The organism is Sphingobium xenophagum, assembly GCF_002288285.1.
GTDB classification, from domain to species: domain Bacteria; phylum Pseudomonadota; class Alphaproteobacteria; order Sphingomonadales; family Sphingomonadaceae; genus Sphingobium; species Sphingobium xenophagum.
Genome location: NZ_CP022747.1, coordinates 166125 through 188460 on the forward strand (window position 1 = coordinate 166125; position 22336 = coordinate 188460).

Consider the following 22336-nt stretch of genomic DNA (forward strand, 5'->3'; position numbering starts at 1 on the left):
GACCAGCGCCCGCAGCTGTCGCGACGCGGCCAGGCTCTGCCTCGGCTTAACCAGTATAAAATCACTTCAAAGCGTTTTGAATATCCTAATGACGCAAAACCAGCGCCGCTGGTTCCCATCCCGGTTGTGCGAGGGCGGTAGCCATCTTCAATGCTCCGGCACGCCCACGATGCGGGACCTATCGTCGGCCCCCGAGCCGGCTAAAACACGCGCAGACGAGCGGGGTGATCCAGAACGGCCATGGTTTGCAGCACAATGGCCGGGCAGCAACGTCAATTTCGATTGAAGCCCATTTCGCGACTTTGAAGCTTGCGTTTCCAGAGTTGCTCGATGCTCCGAATCTCGTCGACAGTCGCCGCCGATCCACTGACTTCCAAGATGCTGACCTGATAGTCGCCTGGCTCGCTGCTCTTCAGGCCAAGATTGCCACCATGACCGTCCTGAGCGTAATTCATCCAGCGGCCGAAAAAACCGCCTTCACCCGTCGCAGAGCCTACATATTGCTCTTTCGTTTTGGCGGAGGTGAGAAGGTAAATTCCGCGTGCGGCGCGCAACGCTGACACCCATGTCGCCGGCAAGCTCTGCACCTGCGATACGTTCGTCACGCAGTGCGTGTACCCGGGAAAGGCGTCTTCACGAAATGCGCGCGTGAGCTCGATGATCGGCTTGTTCTGACGGTCGGGACGCTGCACCCATTTGCGCGCGCCCGCGCCCCATTCAATCCAGAGCCGGCCGATATAGGGCTCCAGATGCGAGGTGAGCACCGTACGGTATTGGTCGAGCGTGTCGGCGGTCAAGGTGATGCCGGCGACCTGGTGGAGCGGGTCCAGCCAGCCTGGAGGCGCGGCGCCGATATGCTCCGCCGTATAGATTCCGGCAAACAACGAGCCTCCTGTCGGCGGCGCGACAAAGCTCGCCCAGATCGGCGCGGCCAGGCTGGCCCGATTTCCGGCGGTCTGGACGCTTTGATAGTCCTCGAAGGCCGGTCGGTCGTCGCGCCACAAACCATAGGGCGTGCGCCCCGTGGACGCCTTGGTCTGGTGCCGCAGGAGGCGAACATCGGCCGGGTCAAGCCCGGCCTTTTCGAGGAGATCAGTGAAGAGCAGCATTTACAGAAACTTGTCGCCCGCGTGGTCGTCGAACATCGCAGCGTCCCGCACATAATCCGCGACCGTATCGAGCGACTTGTGCCGGCTGTGGTCCTTCATCTTGAAGAGATTGGCGCGCTGGGATGCTGCCTCTGTGAGAAAACCCGCGCGAAGCGAATGGCCTGAGTAGAGGGCAGGATCGAGGCTTGCCGCAGTCGCGCAGGCCTTGACGAGCCGCGCGACCGTCTTGTCGGTCATCGGTTGATCGGTAAGCCCGTCCAAGCGGGTCAGCCGCCGAAAAAGAGGCGCCTGCTGCGCCTCGCCGGTCTTCGTATCGGCGCCGTCGAGGGCGGCGGCGGACATCCAGGCCCTCAAGAGCCGGATCGGCTGTATCACCCGGCCCTCGGGGATGGCGACAACTTGTCCGAGTGCTTCCTGATCGCGCTTCGATTTCGGGATGGTAATGCGAACGCCCTTGGCGGTGAAGACGAGATCGCCCAGCTGCATCGCGGCAAGCTCAGAACGCCGGAAGGCTCCGGCCATGCCGATCGCCAGGATCGCGCGGTCCCGAACGGCTCGCAAACCATTGCCCTTTATCGTGGCGAGCATGGCCTTGAGGACATCAGCCTCCGCCGGCGCCTTCTGGAGCTTCTTGCGCGCATAGCGTCGGCGAACGCCCGCCATCATCTGGGCAATGATACGAGCCGCGTCGCGCGCCGTAGGCGGAGCGAAGCCAGCCTCTTTATGGTGATGATTGATCGCCGCGACGCGGCGTCCGATCGTGACCGGCGCGATACCAGCCTCGGCCTCGACATGGGCAAAAAGCGCGACGATGTCGGGGTGGGCTGGCAATGCCTCGACGTTGCGCGCATCGCAGAATGCGCAGAAGCGTTCCCAGTCGCTGGCATACGCTTTTTGCGTCGAGCTGGCCTTGGCAGCAGCCAGCGTTTCGCGCGCACCCCCAATTTCCGCGAGAAGATTGGCGGGAAGATCGGTCGATAATGGAAGCAGGTCGCGTGCCATCGCGATCAGCCTAACAGAGCCCCCTCTCGGCGTAAATCCTATGTCCGAGAATCCCATTTATCGGACATAGGTGGATGGAGGGGATCCCAGACCGAATGAGCCGTCGCACGCTTATCCAGCCCCCGGCCGTGTGGCTTGATAGCGCAGCTGGTGGCACAGCGGCTCGCCGGCAGAATAGGCGCGGATGCTTTCCAAGGTGGTCTCAGCGATGGCTGTCAACGCTTCTTCGGTGAGGAAGGCCTGGTGGCCCGTCATCAGGACATTGGGGAACGTCAGCAGGCGCTGGAGGATGTCGTCGTCGATGATCTCGCTGGAAAGATCGTCGAAGAAGATGCCCGCTTCCTGCTCATAGACATCGAGCGCGACACCGCCCAGCCGGCGCGCCTTGAGCGCCTCGATCAGCGCGGCACTGTCGATAAGCGCGCCGCGACTGGTATTGACCAGAACCAGATCGGGCCGCGCTGCCGCCAGGACGCGGCCATCGATCAGATGGCGGGTCTCGGGCGTGAGCGGGCAGTGCAAGGTGATAATATCCGCTTCGCGAAGCAGGTCCTCGCGCTCGACATAGCGCACGCCGATCGCGACGAGCGCTTCGTCAACGACAGGATCGCTGGCCAGGACCTCACACCCGAAGCCAGCCCGCAAGGCGCGAGCGACAAGCCCGCCAATCTGTCCCGTTCCCACGACGCCCGCGACACGTCCGTGCAGGTTACGGCCGACAAGGCCATCGAGCGCGAAATTGTTCTCACGAACCCGGGACCATGCGCGGTGGATCTTGCGATCGAGCGCCAGCAGGAGACCGATCGTGAATTCGGAAACCGCGTGCGGCGAGTAGGCCGGCACCCGCACGACGGCGAGACCGAGCGTCTCGGCCGCGACGAGATCGACATTGTTATAGCCTGCGCAGCGCAACGCGACGAGACCCACCCCAGCTTCGGCCAACACCTCGAGCACCTGCCGGTTGGCGATATCGTTCACGAAGATACAGGCGACGTCAAAACCGCGCGCGAGCCGCGCCGATGTGGGCGAGAGGGCAACGTCAAGGAAATCGAGATCGAACCCATAGGCCACGTTCGCCTGGGTCAGGAACTGCCGGTCGTACTTTCGCGTACCAAAGATCGCGATGCGCATGTCCGCCTCCGAGCGCGGACTCGTCCGCGAGAGCAATAAGGATGAGCGACCGCACTGCCGGCGGAAAGCCCTTCGCGCGCGCGTCGTTCAGATTTTACGCAATTTGTCGCGAAGGGCCGAACTCCGTTAATCACTTTGTGAAATGGGGAAGGTTCAAATTCCTTCGGTCTCAATTGGCGATGTTTCCCTTTCTCTTTTGCCTGCGCGATCAACATGACGCGCCCTTGGTCATCCTCGCGGCTATAGTCTGTCTCCTGACGGCGGCAGCAACCGTTCGCCTCTGTCGGCAGGCGGCCTGGACAGACACGGGTTCGCGCAGCTTGTGGCTGACGATGGCGGGGCTGACTGCCGGTCTTGGCATCTGGGCCACGCACTTCATCGCGATGCTGGGCTACGATCCCGGCATCGTCATGGGCTATCATGTCCAGCAGACCGTGGTCTCGCTCCTGGTCGTGCTGGCAGGCGCGACAGCGGGCCTCTTCATTGCGACACGCGCGCCGCACTGGCTCGGCGCGCTTCTTGCCGCTTCGGTTATGGGCGGGGGCGTCACGGCCATGCACTATCTTGGCATGGCGGCGCTCGAAATGCCTGCGCTCATTCGTTGGAAGGCCGATTATGTCGTGGCCTCGGCCGTGTTCGCAATCGTCCCGCTAGTCTGGGCGCTGCCCCTTGCGCTGCGCGGCAGATCGCTCGCCAAAGGCGCGGCGGCCGCAGGTCTGATCACCGCCGCCGTGGTCCTGCTACACTTTACGGGCATGACCGCGATCACGCTGATTCCGTCGCGAAGCGATTTCTCACCCCTCAGCATGATGTCTCCCCGCGCCATATCGCTCTGGATTTTTCTCGCGGTCTCCTGCACGATCGCTCTCACTGCGGCGGCGGCGATCACGAGCCGGCGGACGGGCATCAAATTGCGCCGACAGGAACGCGAGAATCAGCTTCGCGTCCAGGGCATGAAGGCCCAACTCGACCTGGCCCTTGAGAATATGCACCAGGGCCTTTGCCTATACGACGGCGACGGTCGGCTTTTGCTCTGGAACCAGCGTTTCCTGGATCTGTACGGGCTTGGGCGCGATGCGCTCCAATGCGGCATGACGGTGGGACAAGTGATCCGCACCGGCATTGCCAACCATCTTCCCGTTGCCGAGGTCGAGCAGCGCGCAGCAGAAATCGAGCGTAACCTCGCCCAGGCACTGAGCGCTTCAGGAGACGCGCCTGCTATCTCGGAATATCCCGGCGTCGTGGTGAGCGTACGTTCGCGCGCGCTTCCCGACGGCGGATGGGTGAGCACCTTTGACGATATTACCCAGCAGCGCCGTTCGGAAGAACGAATCCGGCACCTGGCGCTGCATGACGGCCTGACCGGCCTGCCCAACCGGCGCAGGTTCAACGATGTCGTCGACCGCGATCTCGACGTTGCGGCGCGGGCCGGTTCGCGCCTGGGACTGGTCGTTGTCGACCTCGACAATTTCAAGGATATCAACGACAGCCGCGGCCATTCAGCCGGTGACGAAGCATTGAAGATGGTCGCCGCAGCGCTCAAGGACGCGGTTCGCGAGAATGAACATGTCGCCCGGCTGGGTGGCGACGAATTCGCCGCGGCAATTCTGTACCGCGAAGACTATGAGCTTGCCGACTTTGTGACGCGCCTGAGCACTGGGCTGGCGGCGATCAATGCCGGCAATGCGCACGATCTGAGCGTCCATGCGAGCCTTGGCATCGCAACCTATCCGGCCGACAGCCAGGATCGCGAGCAGCTGTGCAATCATGCTGATCTGGCCATGTACCGGGCAAAAGGGACGGTAGGCGAACGGATCTGCTATTACGAAAAAGGTATGGACGAGCAGGCGCGCGAACGCCGGCAACTCGCGGCCGACCTTCGGGGCGCCGCGGCGCGCGGTGAGATGACGATCCTCTACCAGCCACAGCGTTCGCTCAGGGACGACAGGGTAAACGGCTATGAAGCTCTGCTGCGCTGGACCCACCCCAAGCGCGGCCTGGTCCCCCCTGACATCTTCATTCCTGTTGCCGAAGAAACCGGCGAGATCCTGGCGCTGGGCGAGTGGGTGCTGCGGCAAGCCTGTGAGGAGGCGGCCCGCTGGGATGACGGACTGACCGTGGCCATCAACCTCTCCGCCGTGCAGTTGAGCCAGGCGAGCCTGCCCGAGAGCGTGGCCCAGACGCTTCTGGAGACCGGACTCGCACCAAGGCGTCTCGAACTGGAGATCACTGAAACCGCGATCATCGCCGACAAGCCGCGCGCCTTGCATATTTTGCGTAAACTCAAGGCGATGGGGATCGCCATTGCCATCGACGATTTCGGCACCGGCTATTCCTCGCTCGACACGCTCAACTCGTTCCCCTTCGACAAGATCAAGATCGACAAATCATTCGTCATCGGGTCCGAAGAGCGGCCGCAGGCCAGAGCAATCATCAGGGCAGTGCTCGCGCTGGGCCACAGCCTTGGCGTCCCTGTGCTCGCTGAAGGGGTGGAGAACAGCGGGCACGTCGACCTGCTGGTGGCGGAAGGGTGCGACCAGGTCCAGGGCTACCTCTTTGGGCGCCCCGGCCATGCGCCCAGTCTTCTTTCCCGGGAGCAGGCCCGACTGGCCACCGGTTGATGCGCGGGTGCTTCGCGTAGCGACGCGGCAGCACCGGGCAAGCTATCATGTGAGGAAGCGCCGCAGGCAGAAACGGCAGCCCGTTGCGAAGCTGCCGTCCCATAGCGCGACCCGAGGCTACCCTGGAAATCTTATACCCTTCTGCCGATGTATCACCTCATTTCTCAGTTTGAAATGAGTGTTTTGATGTATAAAGCATCACCTCCCTCGATGCTTTCATCTTGGGGGTGGATGGCCTGCGTATGCGGATGACATCTCCTTCTTCCATCCTACATCACGTCCAAATCCAACTAGCAACTGGATAGAGCTCTTGAATTCATGGAAGAACAGCTTGCTCAGACATTCCTTCTGATCGCGGCTGCATTTGTGGCCGTTGCCATCCTGGGTTAGCGTCCGCGCTCGTGGTGTAATTTCTGGTGTAGATTGAGATGATCGCATGGGGTGGGGCATGCCCCACCCCATGCGATTTCGATCTCGGTGGCCACCGGGCTCATCGGTAAGGTGGAGTTACCACACTTCACACGCCCACCGAGGAGTTGATCCCGATGACCAACGACAGACTACCGCTTGCCGAGCTGATGGCGAAGACTGGAGATGGAGATTTCCTGCGCACGATCGCCGAGAGCGTATTACAGATCATCATGGAGGCCGACGTCGATGGCCTGGTCGGCGCTAGCCGACACGAGCGCTCCGGCGACCGGACGACCTGGCGGAACGGCTACCGCGACCGCAGCCTCGATACCCGGCTCGGCACGCTCAACCTGAGGATTCCCAAGCTACGGACCGGCGCCTACTTCCCTGGCTTCCTGGAACCCAGGAAGACCGTCGAGAAGGCGCTGGTCGCGGTGATCCAGGAGGCGTGGATCGCCGGCGTCAGCACCCGGCGTGTCGACGAGCTGGTGCAGGCCATGGGCATGACCGGCATCTCCAAATCCTCGGTGTCCAAGCTGTGCAAGGATATCGACGAACGTGTCCATGCCTTCCTTAAGCGGCCGCTCACCGGCGACTGGCCCTACCTCTGGCTCGATGCTACCTACCTCAAGGTGCGCGAGGGCGGGCGGATCGTCAGTGTCGCCGCGATAATAGCCGTTGCCGTCAACACCGAGGGCAAGCGCGAAATCGTTGGCCTTCACATTGGACCCTCCGAAGCCGAGCCATTCTGGTCGAGCTTCCTCAAGGACCTCGCACGCCGCGGACTGACCGGCGTGAAGCTGGTCATCTCCGATGCCCACGAGGGCCTCAAGGCAGCGATCACTCGCGTGCTCAGCGCCACCTGGCAGCGGTGCCGCGTCCACTTCATGCGCAATGCCCTGGCCTACGTGCCCAAGGGCCAGAACACCGTCGTCGCCGCTGCCATCCGCCAGGTCTTCCTCCAGCCCGACCATGCCGCCGCGACACAGGTCTGGCGCCAGGTCGCCGACCAGTTGCGTACCCGCTGGCCAAAGCTCGGCGCCTGCATGGACGATGCCGAGCACGACGTGCTGGCCTACATGACCTTCCCCGAGCAGCACCGCGTCAAATTACATTCCACCAATCCACTGGAACGCCTGAACAAGGAAGTGAAGCGCCGCGCCGATGTCGTCGGCATCTTCCCGAACGAGGATAGCATCATCCGCCTCGTCGGCGCCGTCCTGCTGGAGCAGAATGACGAATACCAGCTCCAGCACCGCTACATGCAGATCGAGGGCATGGCCGCCCTTGCTACACCAATGATCGAGGAGGCACAGCCGCTACAGATTACACCCAAGGCCGCCTGAAAATGCAGCCCGCTGGCCACACCCAATTCTACACCACATTGACGGACGCGACCCATCCTGGCGAGGCTGCGCTTGTCACCGGTCTTGGGCTATCTCGCCGCCGGCCTGCTCCTGGGCCCCCATGGCATGGGCGCAGTAACCGACAGCGAAGGCACCCATTTTTTCGGCGAGCTCGGCATCGCTCTCCTCATGTTCGTGATTGGCCTTGAATTTTCCGTGCCTCGGCTGCTGTCCAGCGGGGGCGCCATGATCGGGCTCGGGTTCGGAACCGTGGCAGGCGCAACACTGCTGGCGGGAGCTGCGAGCCATTTCGTCGTAGGATTGCCGCTTCTGCCTGCGGCCCTCCTGGGCGGCGCCATCGCCATGTCATCGACCGCCATCATCCAAAAGCATCTCGTCGACACCGACGCGGTATCGAGCCGCCACGGCGTGGCTGCGACCGGCATAGTCCTGTTTGAGGACCTGGTCGCTTTGATCCTGCTGTCGCTCATTGCTGCCCTCCCAGACGCGGCCAACGAGGTCGAGATGGAAAAGGTGCTGCTGCGCATGGGGGTCAGCTTCGTGGCATTGGCGGGCGTGGCTCTTCTGGCTCGGCGGACTCTGGGCCGTCTGCTCGGGTGGGTCGCGAGATCGGGCCCGGACGAGACTTTCCTGCTGGCCGTCCTGACGCTTGTGGTGGGCGCGTCGCTCGCAGCCGAAGAGATCGGACTGTCGCTTCCTATCGGCGCCTTTGTGGTCGGGATGATGGTCGGCGAAAGTGACTTCAGGCACCAGCTCGAAGAGGAAATCCGGCCATTTCGCGATCTGCTGCTGGGCATCTTCTTCGTGACGATCGGCATGTCGGTCGACTGGTCGCAGATCCTGGCCCAGCCGGCTGTCACCTTTCTCGTTCTGGCCGCGATCCTCGTCGTCAAGTTCCTGGTCGTCTTTGGGGTCACCCGTCTCTCGGGCCTTCCGGCAAGCAGCGCGGTCAAGACCGGCTTGCTTCTGGCGCATTCAGGTGAGCTTGGGCTACTCATCGTGGGCAGGTCGCTCGACAGCGCCCTTCTGTCGCCCGCGATCGGCCAGCCCGTCCTGGGCGCGATCGCAGCGAGCATGCTCGTCGGACCGATCCTGGCGCAGTGGAGCGACCGGGCCGGAGATCTCATGGTGCGGAGCCGGGATCCGCGCGGCGCTGAGATCGAAACAGCGGTGCGCACAACATCTCAGGAGCTCAAGGGTCACGTCGTGCTTGCCGGCTGCGGCCCCGTGGGCCGTCTGGTGGCGCTCACACTCGAGGCGAGCGAAATTCCATACCTGGCGATCGAGCGAAACGTGGAGCGCCTTCGCCGCGCCCAACAGGAAGGTCATAAAGCGGTTTTCGGCGACGCCAGCCGAGCGGGAATACTCAAGGCAGCCGGCGTCGATCGCGCCGCGGCCATCATCGTGCTTGTCAACAACTGGCATCGGTCGGTGCGCATCATTCGCGAAGCCAAGCGCCTGAACCCCGCAATCCAGGTGATCGCCAGCCTTCGCGACGATGCGCATCTGGGTGAGCTGGCGCAGGCGGGCGCGGCACATGTCTTTCCCGAAAACTATGCTGCGGGGCTTGGGCTCGGTGCCCAGGCCCTGATGACGCTCGGCATGACGGCGGACGATGCGACCGACAGGATCCGGGCCATGCGGGCGCAGCTCAGTCCGGACCTTCAAATCGTGCCGCGGTGAGTTGCCCACCCGACCAACCACCCCTCCAACTAAATCATTACGGCACCACCATAAAATGTGGAGATAGGCGCGCGGATGACTTATCTTGGATGTAGTGACAAACCAGTGAAGCAGGCTTCAGCCATGGTGCGATCTGAACTCGTGGCCCTCCTGGCCAAGGAAAACCCGGAACTCTCCGCGCAGGAGATTGAAAAGATCGTCGATCTCTTCTTCGAGGCGGTCGTCGACCAGCTAGCCGCTGGCGGGCGTGTCGAGCTGCGCGGGTTCGGTGCCTTTTCGACGCGGCTACACGAGGCTCGCACCGGGCGGAATCCGCGCAGCGGCGCGGCCGTGCCGGTCCCGGCCAAGCGATCCGTGCATTTCAAGCCAGGCAAGGCGATGCGAGAGCGGCTGATCGCCGCGGCGGCTGGCACGACCAAGGCAGCCCCCTCTCCCGCCGCAGCTTCCTCCACCGCGTCGGCCGAAGCGCGCGCGGCCTGAAATCCCTCTGGAGCGCCGCGGCCCTGCGACGCCCTTCGGTGTAAGGTTGCGCGCCTGTCAGCCGATTGCGCGATGTTCGGGGTCCGCCAGACGAAAGCAGGTAGCAAAACGGCCCTGGTCGGCGACGTTGACCCCTGCCTCTTCGAAACAGGCACGCCACCGCGCATGAACCTTGTCGGCCATGGCGATGACGATCGCGCGCGCGTCCTCGTCTCCCAGGTCGAACTGCGCGACCTGGGAGAGCGCGTTGGCAAGGCTGGCCTGGCGACCCTCGGCACCCACGCCCAGCACGAGCCGGCGATCCAGGCCCACCTGCGGCTTGGGAACGACGTCATAGAGCGGCGACAGCCGCCACCCCTTCCCGTCCCACAGGAAACCATGATTGCGCAGGTGATCGTCGTCATTGGTGACGAGGATGTTGAAGACCATGCGCCTGAAGAGTTCCTCAAGATCCCGCCGGACCGCGGTGCCGTGCTGGCGCAGCGTCGCCCCGAGATCGGCATAGGCATAGCGGCTGACCTCGCTCTCATGCGCGCCCAGCATCGTAAGCCCCGATGCGAAGGAGGCGCGCAGCATCCGGTTGCCGTCCAGCCTGCGATCGAAACGTTCGATCAGATAGATGTCGCGGCCGAGCAGTTGCTCGAAGCGAAGCGACGGAACGTCGAGCCCGCATTCAGCGGCGAGCCGCATGGTAGCTAGCTCGACCCGGCATTCGGGAAAGGTGTCGTTGCGTGCTGGAAACTTGGCGATCCAGGATTGGCCCTCGATCGTCGTCGCCGCCTTGGGACGCGCGCCGCCCAGCGACGAGCCGGCGGTCAGGAGGGGACGCAGATTTTCGCTGAGCTGGTCGACCTCCTGCGCTTCTTCGGCGGCGGCGGCCAGTTCTGCCAGGGTGAACTGTTCGCCGGGCGCGTCGGCTTCGCCCCAGGGCGCGAGGCGCCTTGGCGCGTCTAGCGTGGGACCGAACGCCAGCGCGCCGACGCGGTGGTCGCCCGAAGCAAGCAGGAGATCCGCCTCGCTTGGCGTTCGCTCGCCCATCGCCTTGTACATGAGATACTGACCCCACCCGTCGGGCGCGGCGTCGCGGATCCCATTGAAGACGGCAAAGCCTTCCTCGGTCCGGAATTCCTGGCGCGTGCCGGCTGGCGGCAGCGGCAGGGTCACAGGATCGATCGCGACGCGGTCGGGTCGCTCGAGATAGCGATTGCCGTATGCGAAGGTCGCGTAGCTGGCGCGCGGCTCGCTGTGGAGGCGCAAAAGGCCCGCGGGGACGGCAACGCCGTCCAGATAGACGAAGACGAAGGTTTCGATGTCGGCCATGGCTTAGAAATCCAGCGGATCGTCGCGCCGCGGCGTGTGGATGCTGTGCGGCAGGCGGCCTATTTCCTCGCTGGTCCCGACCCTGTCGGTCTCAGGGGCGACGAGCGATTCCAGGCGAGCCGTCATACCCAGCACGAAGAGAGCGCTCGCGAGCGCTGCGAGGCCTACGGTCGGATCGCCGGCCTCGAGACGCTGCAGCGTCTGCACCGACACCAGCATACGCTCGGCCATCAGTTTCTGCGGGATGCGTCGCCGCTTGCGTGCGGTGCGCAAGTCTTCGCCCAACTGGCGAATGGCACGCTGGCTTTGGGGCGGCAGACCGCTAGAGGCTCGAGAAGCGCGGGGCATGGAAAGTGCATGACATATCATGTGCAAATGAGCAATTAAAATGATATGTCATTCCTAATGGAACCAGTTCCTGCCCTGCCGTCCTGCTCAGGCGCGCAACGCGCGCGCAGCCGCATCGGTGATCGTGTAAACCGCTTCGCGCTGCGCACCGCGATTATGATGATCGACGCGAAAGCCCTGATAATGCCTGCGCACAAGACCGGCTCTTACGAGGTCCGAAACAGCGCGGCTGACATTGCAACGGCCCGAGCGCCGGATGCGCACTTTCACCTCCTCCTGGACCACACGGGCCGCCTCCTGCGGATCGTCAGGAAGTGCCTTTTGCGCCTCAAGGCCCGACCGCACCTCGTCGACGATGGCGAGACGGCGCGCATCGCGCTGCGCAATGGGGACAAGAGAGTCGCAGAGCCAATCGCGCAAGGGAATGCGCTCGCCATCCACCAGGACATAAGGACCTGCACTGCCGCTGTTCCGCCCCGCCGCCTTGGCGATCAGGTTGAGCACCATGAAGGCATAGCGCGGCCGCCGCGAAACATCGGCGATGCGCTCGATGAGGGCAGGCAAATTCAGGTCGTCGGACGGCGGCTGCCTGACCGGATCGACGGAGGCGAAGAGGTCGGGTTGCTGGAACATAAGATGAATCTATCACGCGCGCGCGCAATGTGAATCCCCAGCGGACAGCAACATCCAAGTTTTTCCACCCGTGACATTTTACCGAGCCGGAACCGCCAAGGGTCCCACTCAAGCGGGTTCGGTGATCCGTGCCAGATCAGCCCGAAGCCGCCAGACGACACCGGTCGGCTGATAGTCGATGACTCCCTTGCCGCCGAGATCGCTGGCAAGGCTGGCCATCAACCGGGTGCCGAACCCGCCGCGCTCGGGCGCGCATACGGTTGGTCCGCCTCGCTCCTCCCAACAGATCGTGAGGAATGACTTTCCCTGTTCCTCCTCGATGGTCCAGGTGAGGTCGACGTGCCCGCCCGGCACCGACAGCGCGCCATATTTCACCGCATTGGTGGAAAGCTCGTGCAGGGACATGGACAGAGCCAGCGAGGCCCGTGCCGATAGAAGAAGATCAGGCCCCGCAATCCGGATCGCGCCTGTGCGAGCGCCATGAAGCGCCGTTGTTCCTTCGGCAACAGCGCCGATCGGCGCCACCGTCCAGTCGGTGCGGGTGAGCAACTCGTAAGCGGCGCCCAGGGTCTGGAGGCGCTGCCCGATCGCGGTACTCGCCTCCTCCATCGAGGGCGCGCTGCGGAGCGACTGGTGGACGATGGCATTTACCACAGCGAGCGTATTCTTGACCCGGTGCTGGAGCTCGCCGGTCAGGAGCCGCCGATGCATCTCGGCATCCTTTTCCGCGGTGATGTCCCGCACCGTGCCGACGAACTTCTGTTCGCCGCCCAGACCTACGGCAAGCGCGCCCTTGGCGTGGATCCAGCGCTCACGGCCATCACGAGGATTGACCGTGCGATATTCGACGCTGACCGTGCCTGCGCCCCCAGGGGCCAGCGCCTCGGCGATAAGGGCAGCGACCCGCTCGCGATCCTCGGCATGAACCCGCGCGAGAAACGAGGTTTCATAGTCGAGCGCTTCGTCAGGTTCGTGGCCAAGCAACTCCCGGGTGCGCGCGTCCCATTTGAGCGAACGCAGCGCCGGGGTCGATTCCCAGGCGCCGAGTTCGCCTGCGTCGAGGGCAAGGCGGGTCCGCTCCTCGCTCGCAGCGAGCTGCGCGAGCGTTTCCTGCTGCTGGCTGAGCGACCTGCGCAATTCCAGCTGCGTCATGACCTGGCGCGCCAGCACTTCGAGGGTGAGCCGTTGAAAGGGCGTGATGCCCTCCGGGCGAGGCTGCCGATCAAGAACGCACAGCGTGCCGATGGGCAGACCGTCGGGTGTCTTGAGAAGCGCCCCGGCATAGAAGCGAAGTCCATCTTCGGCCGCCACCAGGGGATTGCAATCGACCCGCGGATCCAGCCGTGTGTCGGGGATCACCATCATGTCCTCCTCGAGCAGCGCATGCGCGCAGATCGAGACTTCCAGAGGGAGTTCGCGCGCGCCGATGCCGATTTCGGCCTTGAACCACTGCCGCGCGGCCGCGATAAGGTTGACCACGGCGATCGGCGCCCCAAGCGCCTCGGAGGCCAGACGGGCGATGTCGTCGAAGATCGGCTCGGTCGGCGTATCGAGAATGTCATAGCGGTCCAGCGCGGCAACGCGCTCGTCCTCGCTCCAATTTCGGCCGGACGTGCTAGGGACCCTGGAGATGTTCGTTTGTACCATCCCGACTGACTAGCAGCTTTAGGCGGTAAAGTGCGGCAATTCGCCGCCGCCAGAGCATTTCTGAGAGAGCCACAAAGCTTTATAGCCAACATCCGCGCACAACTCCCGTGCGTCGAGGCTTCCAGGGGATATTGCCTCGCCCGCTCCGCCTCACATCTGATACCATCCGTGACACTTTACCCCGACCTCTGGGTAAAGTGTCACACGCGACATCAGGATTGCAGGAAGACAGCACGCAGGCCCGCAGCCGACTGACCCCGAGAGGTGGCCCAGGGAGCCGCCTCACGCCGTCGATCGACCTGGCCATTCGGGAATCCCGAGGTCACGCAGCCTCTTTCTGATGGAATCGCTTGATCCTTGCGACCGAACCGTCACGATGCAGGATCCTTTGTAGCGGTGCGGGGAGCGACATATGGGCAGATGGACAGGCATCGGCGCACTCGCGGCAGTTGTATGGGCGCCGCCGCTCATGGCCCAATCGGCAGGCATGACCCGCGAACAGGCGAAAGCCCTCTATGGCGCGGGCGGCTTTCCCGTCGTCACCGACGCCGTCGGGCCGACGAACCGCTGCGGCAAACCGGCAAGGCCGCGCATTACCTTCGTCGATATGAACGGCGATGGACGCAAGGAAGCCCTCTTTATCGACAGCGGAGATTGCTACCAGCAGGAGAAGCGCTGGTATGCCGTCGCCACCCAGGGCCCGGATGGCCGCTGGCGCCGCATTCTTGAAGGCGAAGGATCGGTCGCTGCATCGGGTACGGCAGTCAACGGCTGGTTCGTTCTTAACGCGACGCGCGGCGGCGTGACGACGCGACTCGCTTATGATGGCAATGTTTACACGGACGCACGTACGGCTTCGGCGGCCGCCCGGCCAGGCCCATCTACAGCCCGGAATGCTACCCCGGGTCCGGCCCCAGCCGCCGCGCCCGCTGGCGATGCCGCGATCTTCCTTGCCGCCGGCTTCCGCATGAAAAAGGGCCGGTGGGAAAGTGGTTGCTATGACGACGGCGTCGACGGTGGACCCGGGGCCTACGAACCCGGCAGGATCGAGGAGCGGCGGGACCTCAATGGCGACGGCAAGCCCGAGGCTATCATCACAGAGGGCGGTACCTATTGTTACGGCAATACAGGCGCCGCCTTCTGGGTGATGAGCCAGCAGGCCGACGGCCGCTGGAAGCGCATTTATAATTCGGTCGGTATCGCCGATATTCGTCGCACCAAGGGCGCGGACGGTTGGCCGGATATCGGCATCGGCGGCCCCGGCCTTTGCATGCCGGTCGTGCGATGGAACGGCCGGGCCTATGTCGACCTGCGGGTCGAGGGCAAGGGATGCGCCCGTTAAGCCGACAGGGGGTTGCCGAAGCGATTGGCGCTCCGCGAGCCGGGCTCGATGCAAAGCCATAGCTGGATGATGATCCCAAAGGCCGCGATGGCCATGGTCAAAGGCGCGTCGGTCGCCAGCGGGTCGCCGCGCAGCGTCGCCCAGACCAATCCGACCGTATTGAACCCCGATAATCCGACGTCGTGGAAACGCTTGACCGTAATGGCGATCCCCACCCAGACCGCCAGCGCGCTAATGACGACGACCGCGACGTTGATGGCGGCGGCATAGCGTAGCGCGAGCAGCGGGTTGAAAGGCAGGAGATCGAACGCGATTGCCCAGCCTGTGGCCACCACCGCCATGAACGGAGCGCGGCCCACTCGACCTTTCGGAGATAGCAGGATTTCGCCAATGTCCATGCTTTGTCCTTTCTCAGTCGAGCGCCGGTGGATCGGTGAGGTTCACGCGCGTGTGAAGCTTTCCGCCCGGACGCCGATGCAGATCGATCCCGTTTGAGGTGGTGGCAGTGAAGGTCATGGGTTTGACGACGGTCTCGTAGGTGGTCGAAGGTCCGAAAAATCTTCCACGCCCATGCCATTTGTCGCCCTCGATGATCCGCATGCGGTAGGTGCCAGGCGGCACCGGGACCTCCGCATGATCGTCGCGACGGACATAGACCGAGATCACATGACGATCGCTCGCACGCTCGAAGAGCTGCACCACGGCGTTGGCGTCAGCCGTGCTCACCCGTAGCTTTGAGGTCGCGTCCTTGCGCTCGATGCCGCGAGCCACGGTTACGCTGCCCGTCGCGGGAAACGGCAGGGACGGTCCTGCATCGGGAAGCCAGCCGGAGCGTTTCGCCTCCCGGTAGGCGGGATAAAGAAACGTGACGGTCGACAGCAGCACGATCCATTTCTGCATGGGATGGACGACGAGGCGCGGTTCGGGCGGGAGCTGGCCACGCCGCCTGCGCGCGCGCATATAATCGCGATCCGCGAGACCCACAGCGGTCAATTCCAGCCATCGCGGCGGCCTTCGCCGCCATCGCGCAGCGTACGCCCATCGAGTGCGGAACGCCGGATTTCAAGCTCGACGCTCTCGCCCTTTCGCCGGGTACGGAAGTCGCTGGGGTCGATGTTATTGGCCTTCGCGAAATCCTCGGCCGCCTTTTCGCTGCCGAACTTGCCGGCATCGTCATAATCCCATCCAGACATATCCTCGTCTCCTTGGTCATCAGCGGCAGAGGGCCGCTCGGCTTACAAATCGAGGCCCAGGCTGCGTTCGGGCAGCGGGGGCAGCAGATCGGCTTGTTCGGGCTTGAGGCGCGGCGCGCTCAGATCATCAGACTTCGTCCTGGCTGCCGCCTGCCCTTCGGCCGGGGGCACCGGCGGCAAGCCATCGACTCCTTCGGCCGCTTTGGGACCAGGTCCGCCTTCGACAGGTCCCGGATCGAATGGGCCGGATGCCTGCGCCCTTCCCGGACCGTCGATTTCGAGCCGACCCAGGGTCTCGAGCGCGGAGGTCTTGTTTCCGGGGTTGTGGTCGAGTTGCCTCTCGAGCTTCGCCTTGTCGTCGACCACCATAGTGAGGTCGTCGCGCACGCGCGTGACGCCGACGTTGAAGAGGCGCTGGTTCGACAGGTTGCGCTCATGGCTATCCATGACCGTGATCGCCTTGTCGGTGGTGATCCCCTGCGCCATGTGCATGTTGAGCGCATAGGCCAGGTCCACCCGGCTCAGCATGGGATCGCCAGACGCGAGCACGAGCCGGTCCCTCCCCGCCGTCTCGACTGTCACGCTGTCGCGATCGACGGCGACAACCCGGGCGAGGGAGGCGTTCGTAAGCCCGCGCGACTTGTCGTTGGCCGTCCAGCGTATGCGGTCGCCGGCCCGCAGGTGGAGATCCTTCTTCTCGGTCAGCTGAAGCCGGTCGCGCGTTTCAGTTGGCGAGAGCTTCTGCGGATCGAAGCGGATCCGGCGGCGCCCCTCGGCAAGCTCGACCTTGCCGTTCGCGTGAACCGCAAGCACATCATAGCGCCCGGCGCGGAGCCCTACGTCCTGGCCGCCGCCCCGACCGACCTCGAGCGTCATGCCGGCGCGGTAGGTGGCCGCGTAGCGCAGTTCCTCGCGCGTCGTGTTGACCCGCTCATAGACCGTGAGGTGCACGCCTTCCCCTTCCAGCGAGCCTTCGGCGGCAAGACCCGCCTGGATCCTCTCATTGATCGCCGCACGTGCCTCGCGGCCCGAGGCAAAGACCGCGGTCGCCTGGCGCTCCGCGGGATCGAGCGCCAGCCAGAGATCGGCGGCATGTTCCGCGGGCTGGGAGGCTTCGATGACCTTGTCGCCCAGCACCCGCATCGCCTCGCTTGCCTTGCCGATATTGGCAAGCGCGGCGACGGTGCGCAGGACGTCGGTCCGCTGGCGGATATTCTCGTCCATGCGCGCCAGCGTGCCGCCCGCCGCCTGGATCATGGCGAAGGATTTGCCCGCATCGATCGAGGAGAGCTGCTGCCGGTCACCGACCAGCACGAGCTTGTCGACGCCAAGCGTCTCGACGATGGCGTGGAGCTTGAGCATATCGTTCGACGACACCATCGAGGTCTCGTCGACGACCAGCATCGATCCGGCATGTGCCGCCCGCGCCGCATCATAGCCCGGCCCCTGCGGTTCGGCGACATACCGTTCATGGGCAAGCACGAAGGAAGCGATGGTTTGCGCAGGGACGCCTGCGCCTTCGGCCAGGTCGGCGACCATTTTGTTCTGGAAGGCAAGGCCCGTAATGGCGCGTCCTTCCGCCTCCGCCACGCGGGCGACGGCCTGGAGCATCGTCGACTTGCCGGCGCCGGCGATGCCCTGGATCGAGACCGTGCGGTCGGCCGAGCCGAGGATCAAGGTGGCGGCGGCGAGCTGGCCCGTATTGAGGGGCTGCGTCGCTGCTGCCTGCAGGCGGCCCGGCGCCTCCGACGCGTCGATGATTGGGTTCGCCTGTCCGCGGCCCGCCTCTACCTGGGTCAGGATCTGGGTTTCCGTGGCTAGTGCCTGCCGGGTGGTGACGAAGTCAGCTGCGCGCTCCTGTCCCCTGAGCAGCGTGCCGCGCGCGACGAGTTGCTGGATCCGCTGTTCGATCCGATCGATCGTCACGTCCTTGAGGCCAAGGTCGAGCGCGGTCTTGGCAAGGCGATGGATGGGAAAGGCCGCCTCGCGTTCGCTATGAATACGGACTGCCGAGGCGACCGCGAGCTGGGCCCGCGCGATGGCGGGCGACTGGGTGACGCGGGCAAGGCCGCGATCGACCAGAGGATCCGCGGGCCGGACAAGGTCGCCGAGCTTTTCGCGCCCGGCGGCGATCGCCTCGGTCACCGCCTTGTAGCCGCGTTCGAGCGGTCCGAGCGCCCCATGGCGATCGGACCGCGCCAGGGCGCCCTCGACGAGGGCCTTTCCGTCAAATCCGAGCGACGCCGCCTTGTCGATCCATTCCTGTTTGAGGGCGTCGCGATCCTTGACATTGAGCTTGGGATCGCGGGTATTGGTGGTGATCTGGTCGCGGCCCTTGTGCGAGACGATGCCAAGCGCCGCCGCCTTTTCGAGGATCGCTTCGCGGCGCTGGCTGTAGGCATCAATCACCTTGCGCGGTACGCCGGCGATCTCGAAGGTGCCGTGCTTGCCGAGCGCCTCGATCCTGAAACCGAGCTGCTCGATGCCTTCGCGCAGATAGGCGTGGTAGATCGAGCCGATGACGGTGTTGTGGCTCCAGATCTTGTCCGCGTGGAGCGCTTGCCATTTGCCGTCGGGCAGACGGGTCAGGTTGGCGATCACTGCATGGATATGCCCCTGGGGATCGAGGGCACGGCTCGTGTCGTGCTGGAAGAGGGCATAGACGAGGTTGCCGGTCGCGACAGGGACGGTTCGCCCGCCGATATCCTTGCGACCTTCGGCGAGGTTTTTCTCGACCCAGGCCATCGTCTTCTGGACCGCCGCCATGTTGGCGGCGAGAATGCGCTTGTCGCCCGCCACATAGGCCAGGATCGAGGCTGACTTGGGCATGGAGAAGGTGAGGTCGAGGCCGGCCCGGCGGTTCTCTACTTGAGCCACCCCTTCTCCCGAAGGCAGGATGCCGTTGAGCATGCCCTCGAACGCATCCTTACCCACTTCTCCCGACAGCCCGAGCGCCCCCGCGCCCTCCCCGCCCCAGGCGCTGATCTCGGAGGATCCTTCGACGGTGTAATAGTCGTCCTTCGCGAAATAATTCGCGGCGCCCGAAGCCGAGCGGACCGAGGCGACCGACAGCATGTCAGATCCCCATGTCCATGCCGTCGTCCTCGCGCCCGAACGCCTGCCTTAGCTCGACCAGCGTCTGATCCTCGACCTGGGGCACTGGCGCAGGTTGACCCCGCCCGTCGCGATCGCGCGGCACGGTCTGAGGATCCCCGGTCGCAGCGCGCGCCGCCTGTGCCCTGTCCGCGGCGTGCGTGGGGGTTGCTGGCCGCTCGTCGCTCTCGGCCGCACGCTGCGCCCGGCGGGCCGCTTCATCATGCTCATCCTCGACCTCGGCCGACAGGATATTGGCGGCAAGTTCCTTGGCCAGATTGACGGGATCGGCAACCTCCCCGATCACCTGCGCGGCGCCATCGCGCCCGCCCGCTTCGCCCCCATCGCTCCCCTCGAACGCCTCCTCTCCGCGCCTTGATCGCACCGGCTGGAGATTGGGACGGGCGATGAAGCCCTGGGCGACCTGGGGGTAGTCTTTCCACTGGAGCTGGATGCGCGCCGCGGGGAAGCCATCAGGGAATTTCACGAAACCATGCATCGAGGGCAGGTTGGTGATGTCGTCCGCGATGACGAGCGGCTCGACCTGCTTGCGGGGCGTCAGCGTCGAGGCGTCGCGCGTGTTGTTGTAGCCGTAGCTATAGGCTTCATCCATCTGCCGTACTTCGCGGTTGCCGATGTAGCGCGCGCATTGCTCGGCGGTGTCGAGGTCGGCGGTTGCGAGCATCAGCTTGGAGCGCGCGAGCGAGGCGAGATTGCGGGCACCCTGCTCGCCATAGACCTCGATCAGTTTTTCGAAGCTGTGGATCCCCAGGATCATCGCGCCGCCGAACGCGCGGGCGGTCTGGAGACCGTTCTCGATCGCGGGCAGACGATGGAGTGCGCCGAGTTCGTCGAACATGAACCAGGTGCGCAGATCGCGGGTGCGCGGCATGGTCATGAGGCGGTTGATGGCGATGTCCATCCACAGCGTCAGCAGCGCCCGGTTCATCGCCAGATCGACATAGTTCGAGGTGATGAACAGGATCGCGCCGGGCTTCTTCTCGGTCGTGATCCAGTCGCGGATCGAGAAGCGTGGCCCCTCGTCGGGAAGGAAGCGCAGCACCTGCGCATTGGTATTGAAGACCGCGCGGATCGATTCCGCCATGCGTGCCGCTTCCGGCGCGGTGAGCGGGTCCGCGATCGTGTTGGCAAGGAAGCGGTGAACCCGCTTCAGGTCGGCCGTCATCAGGTTCTCGGAAAGCGCGAGATTGGTCGTCGCGCCGCGCTCCTGGAGCCGGATGCACATCTCGATGAAGAGGGTGCGCGCCGCGAGCGCCCAGAAGGGTTCGGCAGAGCCGCCGTCCGAGGGAATGAGCGCCGCCGCTGCGGCAGTGAATTCGCTATGCGTGGTGCAGTCGTTGAAGATCGACCAGGCCGGGCAGCGCGCGTCCATCGGGTTGAGGATCGTATCGCGCGCGGAATCGTAGAAGGCTTCGACATAGGCGCCGGTGAGATCGAAGATGACGGCCGTGTCCTCGCGGGCTCGCACCTGCGAAACCAGGCTCCTGAGTTCGGTCGTCTTGCCCGATCCGGTCGTACCGATGAGCATGGTATGCGACTGCTCGGTGCGATGCGGATAAGGGATGCCCGCAAGCGTATAGGGGTGATGGATGCCCGCCGCCTTGCGTGCACGAAACGGCATGTCGAGAATCTTGGCCGGGGCGAGGCCGGGCAGGCGATCCTGCGCCTCCTCTTCGAACTTCGCGTAATTGTGCTGGCTGATCTCGTTGAGAAGCACGTGGCGGGCGACCAGCATGGCTCCGCGCTCGTGGCGTTCCTGAAGGATCGTCTTGCCCCGCTGGCGCGAAAGATCGACGAACCAGAGTGCGACCGGGATGGTGATGAAGATGGATACGAAGAAGGCCGCCAGAAGGCCTTTCATCGCGATCTTCCAGGCCTGGATGACCTCGGCGATATAAGGCACCGCGGGCATCACCGTACGCATGACCTCGCCGCTCGGCAGGGTGACGTTGACGCGCTTGTTGGGGTTGAGGTCGACCCAGTTCCAGAGCGCGGCATAAATCTTCATGCAGATGAGCTGGAAGCCGTGCTCGTCGAGCTTGATCGACATGATCACGAACCAGGCGGCCGCGAAGAGGAAGAACCACATCAGGATGGGCATTTTCGCACCCGAGAACCACATCAGAAGTTCGTGGGTGAGAAGCTGCGAGCCGCGGGTAAAATTGCCCGAATTGCGCTGCACCCGTCCGCGCGCGCTGTGATGGGTCAAGGGGATGGCCCGGCCGTCTGTGCGGATATCGTTTTTACGCGCCATGATACTGCTCCAGGCGCTTGTCGGTTTCCGCGACGATGCGGTCGCGGAATTCGGGAAATTGCTCACGGATGATGATGTCGAGGGCGAGCTGCTGGAACTCGCCGATGCGCGCGAGACGAAGCTGGCTGGCAGTCAGGACCGAAGCCCCGCCAAGATAGGCATCGATGGCGCTGCGGATGACGTCGGACGGCCGACAGTGACGCGCATCGGCGACCGCGACGAGACGGTCGAACCGGTCTCGCGCCATGCGCAGCGAGACGATCTTCGAACTGTGGGACAAGCCAGCCTCCTAGCAGAGAGGCTGGTGGAGCTTGAGAGCGCGATGACGCTTATAGAGGAGAGTGCACCCCTTCGCAAGAATAGGCGCAGGCGGGAAGGCCGCTGTAAACAGCGATGACAGCTAAGATATTGAATTAGAGCCCATTATTACTTCGGCCGCGCGCGTCATACAGTGTAAACATCCGCCCCTCTGCCGTAACCCGTTGGATTTCGGGCTTATTTCCTGCAGCTTGCTGCGTAGGGTGTGCTAAAATCCTGAGAGCTCGCCCCGTTGCCCTGGGACGTTCGGGTCGTCGTCTATGAGGGGATGGAACCGGCCTCCGGCGGGTACTGCTCCGCCCTTTGTGGCGGAACTAGCTTGGGTCAGGCCGGCAGGTGCGGCGCTTTGAGGCGCCAGTGCGG

The 22336-nt window shown here is 64.1% G+C and carries 17 protein-coding genes and 1 pseudogene; 5 read left to right on the forward strand and 13 right to left on the reverse strand.

Annotated elements, in window-relative coordinates; genetic code table 11:
- Nucleotides 1-272: 272 nt before the first annotated feature.
- The 3 genes from CJD35_RS18850 to CJD35_RS18860 form a co-directional block, all read right to left on the reverse strand.
- Entirely contained in the window at nt 273-1109 is an 837-nt protein-coding gene (locus CJD35_RS18850; RefSeq protein WP_095687422.1) for a GIY-YIG nuclease family protein, read from the reverse strand.
- The gene (locus CJD35_RS18855) at nt 1110-2111 is read right to left on the reverse strand and encodes a site-specific integrase (protein ID WP_048938229.1); all 1002 of its coding nucleotides are present in this window, start codon (nt 2109-2111) and stop codon (nt 1110-1112) included.
- A gap of 111 nt (nt 2112-2222) precedes the next feature.
- A complete protein-coding gene (locus tag CJD35_RS18860; protein WP_048938230.1) occupies nt 2223-3242 on the reverse strand; it encodes a 2-hydroxyacid dehydrogenase in 1020 nt (339 codons plus the stop codon).
- 41 nt (nt 3243-3283) lie between these two features.
- On the opposite strand from CJD35_RS18860, the gene CJD35_RS18865 reads away from it, so the two are divergent.
- The 4 genes and pseudogenes from CJD35_RS18865 to CJD35_RS18880 form a co-directional block, all read left to right on the forward strand.
- Nucleotides 3284-5863 (forward strand): bifunctional diguanylate cyclase/phosphodiesterase, encoded by a 2580-nt coding sequence (locus tag CJD35_RS18865; protein WP_337442147.1) that lies wholly within the window; start codon nt 3284-3286, stop codon nt 5861-5863.
- 545 nt (nt 5864-6408) lie between these two features.
- A complete protein-coding gene (locus CJD35_RS18870; RefSeq protein WP_095686774.1) occupies nt 6409-7620 on the forward strand; it encodes an IS256 family transposase in 1212 nt (403 codons plus the stop codon).
- 84 nt (nt 7621-7704) lie between these two features.
- Complete coding sequence (locus tag CJD35_RS18875; protein WP_244917317.1) at nt 7705-9324, forward strand: cation:proton antiporter domain-containing protein; 1620 nt, start codon at nt 7705-7707, stop codon at nt 9322-9324.
- A 123-nt stretch (nt 9325-9447) separates the two neighbouring features.
- Nucleotides 9448-9717: pseudogene (locus CJD35_RS18880) on the forward strand (HU family DNA-binding protein); the annotation flags it as partial.
- Between the two features lie 144 nt (nt 9718-9861).
- Here the strand turns inward: CJD35_RS18880 and CJD35_RS18885 are convergent.
- The 4 genes from CJD35_RS18885 to CJD35_RS18900 all read right to left on the reverse strand — a co-directional run bounded on the left by CJD35_RS18885 (nt 9862) and on the right by CJD35_RS18900 (nt 13752).
- Nucleotides 9862-11124 (reverse strand): type II toxin-antitoxin system HipA family toxin, encoded by a 1263-nt coding sequence (locus tag CJD35_RS18885; protein ID WP_048938233.1) that lies wholly within the window; start codon nt 11122-11124, stop codon nt 9862-9864.
- Between the two features lie 3 nt (nt 11125-11127).
- Nucleotides 11128-11397 carry a helix-turn-helix domain-containing protein gene (locus CJD35_RS18890; RefSeq protein ID WP_233423694.1) on the reverse strand — a complete coding sequence of 90 codons (270 nt, stop codon included), beginning with the start codon at nt 11395-11397 and terminating at the stop codon, nt 11128-11130.
- Nucleotides 11398-11559: 162 nt separating this feature from the next.
- Entirely contained in the window at nt 11560-12105 is a 546-nt protein-coding gene (locus CJD35_RS18895) for a hypothetical protein (RefSeq protein WP_048938234.1), read from the reverse strand.
- 108 nt (nt 12106-12213) lie between these two features.
- Entirely contained in the window at nt 12214-13752 is a 1539-nt protein-coding gene (locus tag CJD35_RS18900; RefSeq protein ID WP_095687424.1) for a sensor histidine kinase, read from the reverse strand.
- Between the two features lie 412 nt (nt 13753-14164).
- Between CJD35_RS18900 and CJD35_RS18905 the strand changes: the two genes are divergently transcribed.
- Nucleotides 14165-15094 (forward strand): FG-GAP repeat domain-containing protein, encoded by a 930-nt coding sequence (locus CJD35_RS18905; protein ID WP_095687425.1) that lies wholly within the window; start codon nt 14165-14167, stop codon nt 15092-15094.
- Here the strand turns inward: CJD35_RS18905 and CJD35_RS18910 are convergent.
- The 6 genes from CJD35_RS18910 to CJD35_RS18935 all read right to left on the reverse strand — a co-directional run bounded on the left by CJD35_RS18910 (nt 15091) and on the right by CJD35_RS18935 (nt 21935).
- Complete coding sequence (locus tag CJD35_RS18910; RefSeq protein ID WP_095687426.1) at nt 15091-15492, reverse strand: DUF805 domain-containing protein; 402 nt, start codon at nt 15490-15492, stop codon at nt 15091-15093. The two genes, CJD35_RS18905 and CJD35_RS18910, sit on opposite strands and share 4 nt — an antisense overlap.
- Before the next feature lie 13 nt (nt 15493-15505).
- Nucleotides 15506-15994, reverse strand: a complete 489-nt coding sequence (locus CJD35_RS18915) for a hypothetical protein (RefSeq protein WP_244917318.1) — start codon at nt 15992-15994, stop codon at nt 15506-15508.
- An 89-nt stretch (nt 15995-16083) separates the two neighbouring features.
- Nucleotides 16084-16287, reverse strand: a complete 204-nt coding sequence (locus CJD35_RS18920) for a hypothetical protein (protein ID WP_048938238.1) — start codon at nt 16285-16287, stop codon at nt 16084-16086.
- A gap of 42 nt (nt 16288-16329) precedes the next feature.
- Nucleotides 16330-19362, reverse strand: coding sequence for a MobF family relaxase (mobF, locus tag CJD35_RS18925; RefSeq protein WP_095687427.1), 3033 nt, complete (start codon nt 19360-19362; stop codon nt 16330-16332).
- Between the two features lies 1 nt (nt 19363).
- Nucleotides 19364-21655, reverse strand: coding sequence for a type IV secretion system DNA-binding domain-containing protein (locus CJD35_RS18930; RefSeq protein WP_095687428.1), 2292 nt, complete (start codon nt 21653-21655; stop codon nt 19364-19366).
- On the reverse strand, nt 21645-21935 hold the full coding sequence (locus tag CJD35_RS18935) for a hypothetical protein (protein ID WP_008829877.1): 291 nt from the start codon (nt 21933-21935) through the stop codon (nt 21645-21647). Before CJD35_RS18935 ends, CJD35_RS18930 begins: the two co-directional genes overlap by 11 nt.
- Nucleotides 21936-22336: the final 401 nt, after the last annotated feature.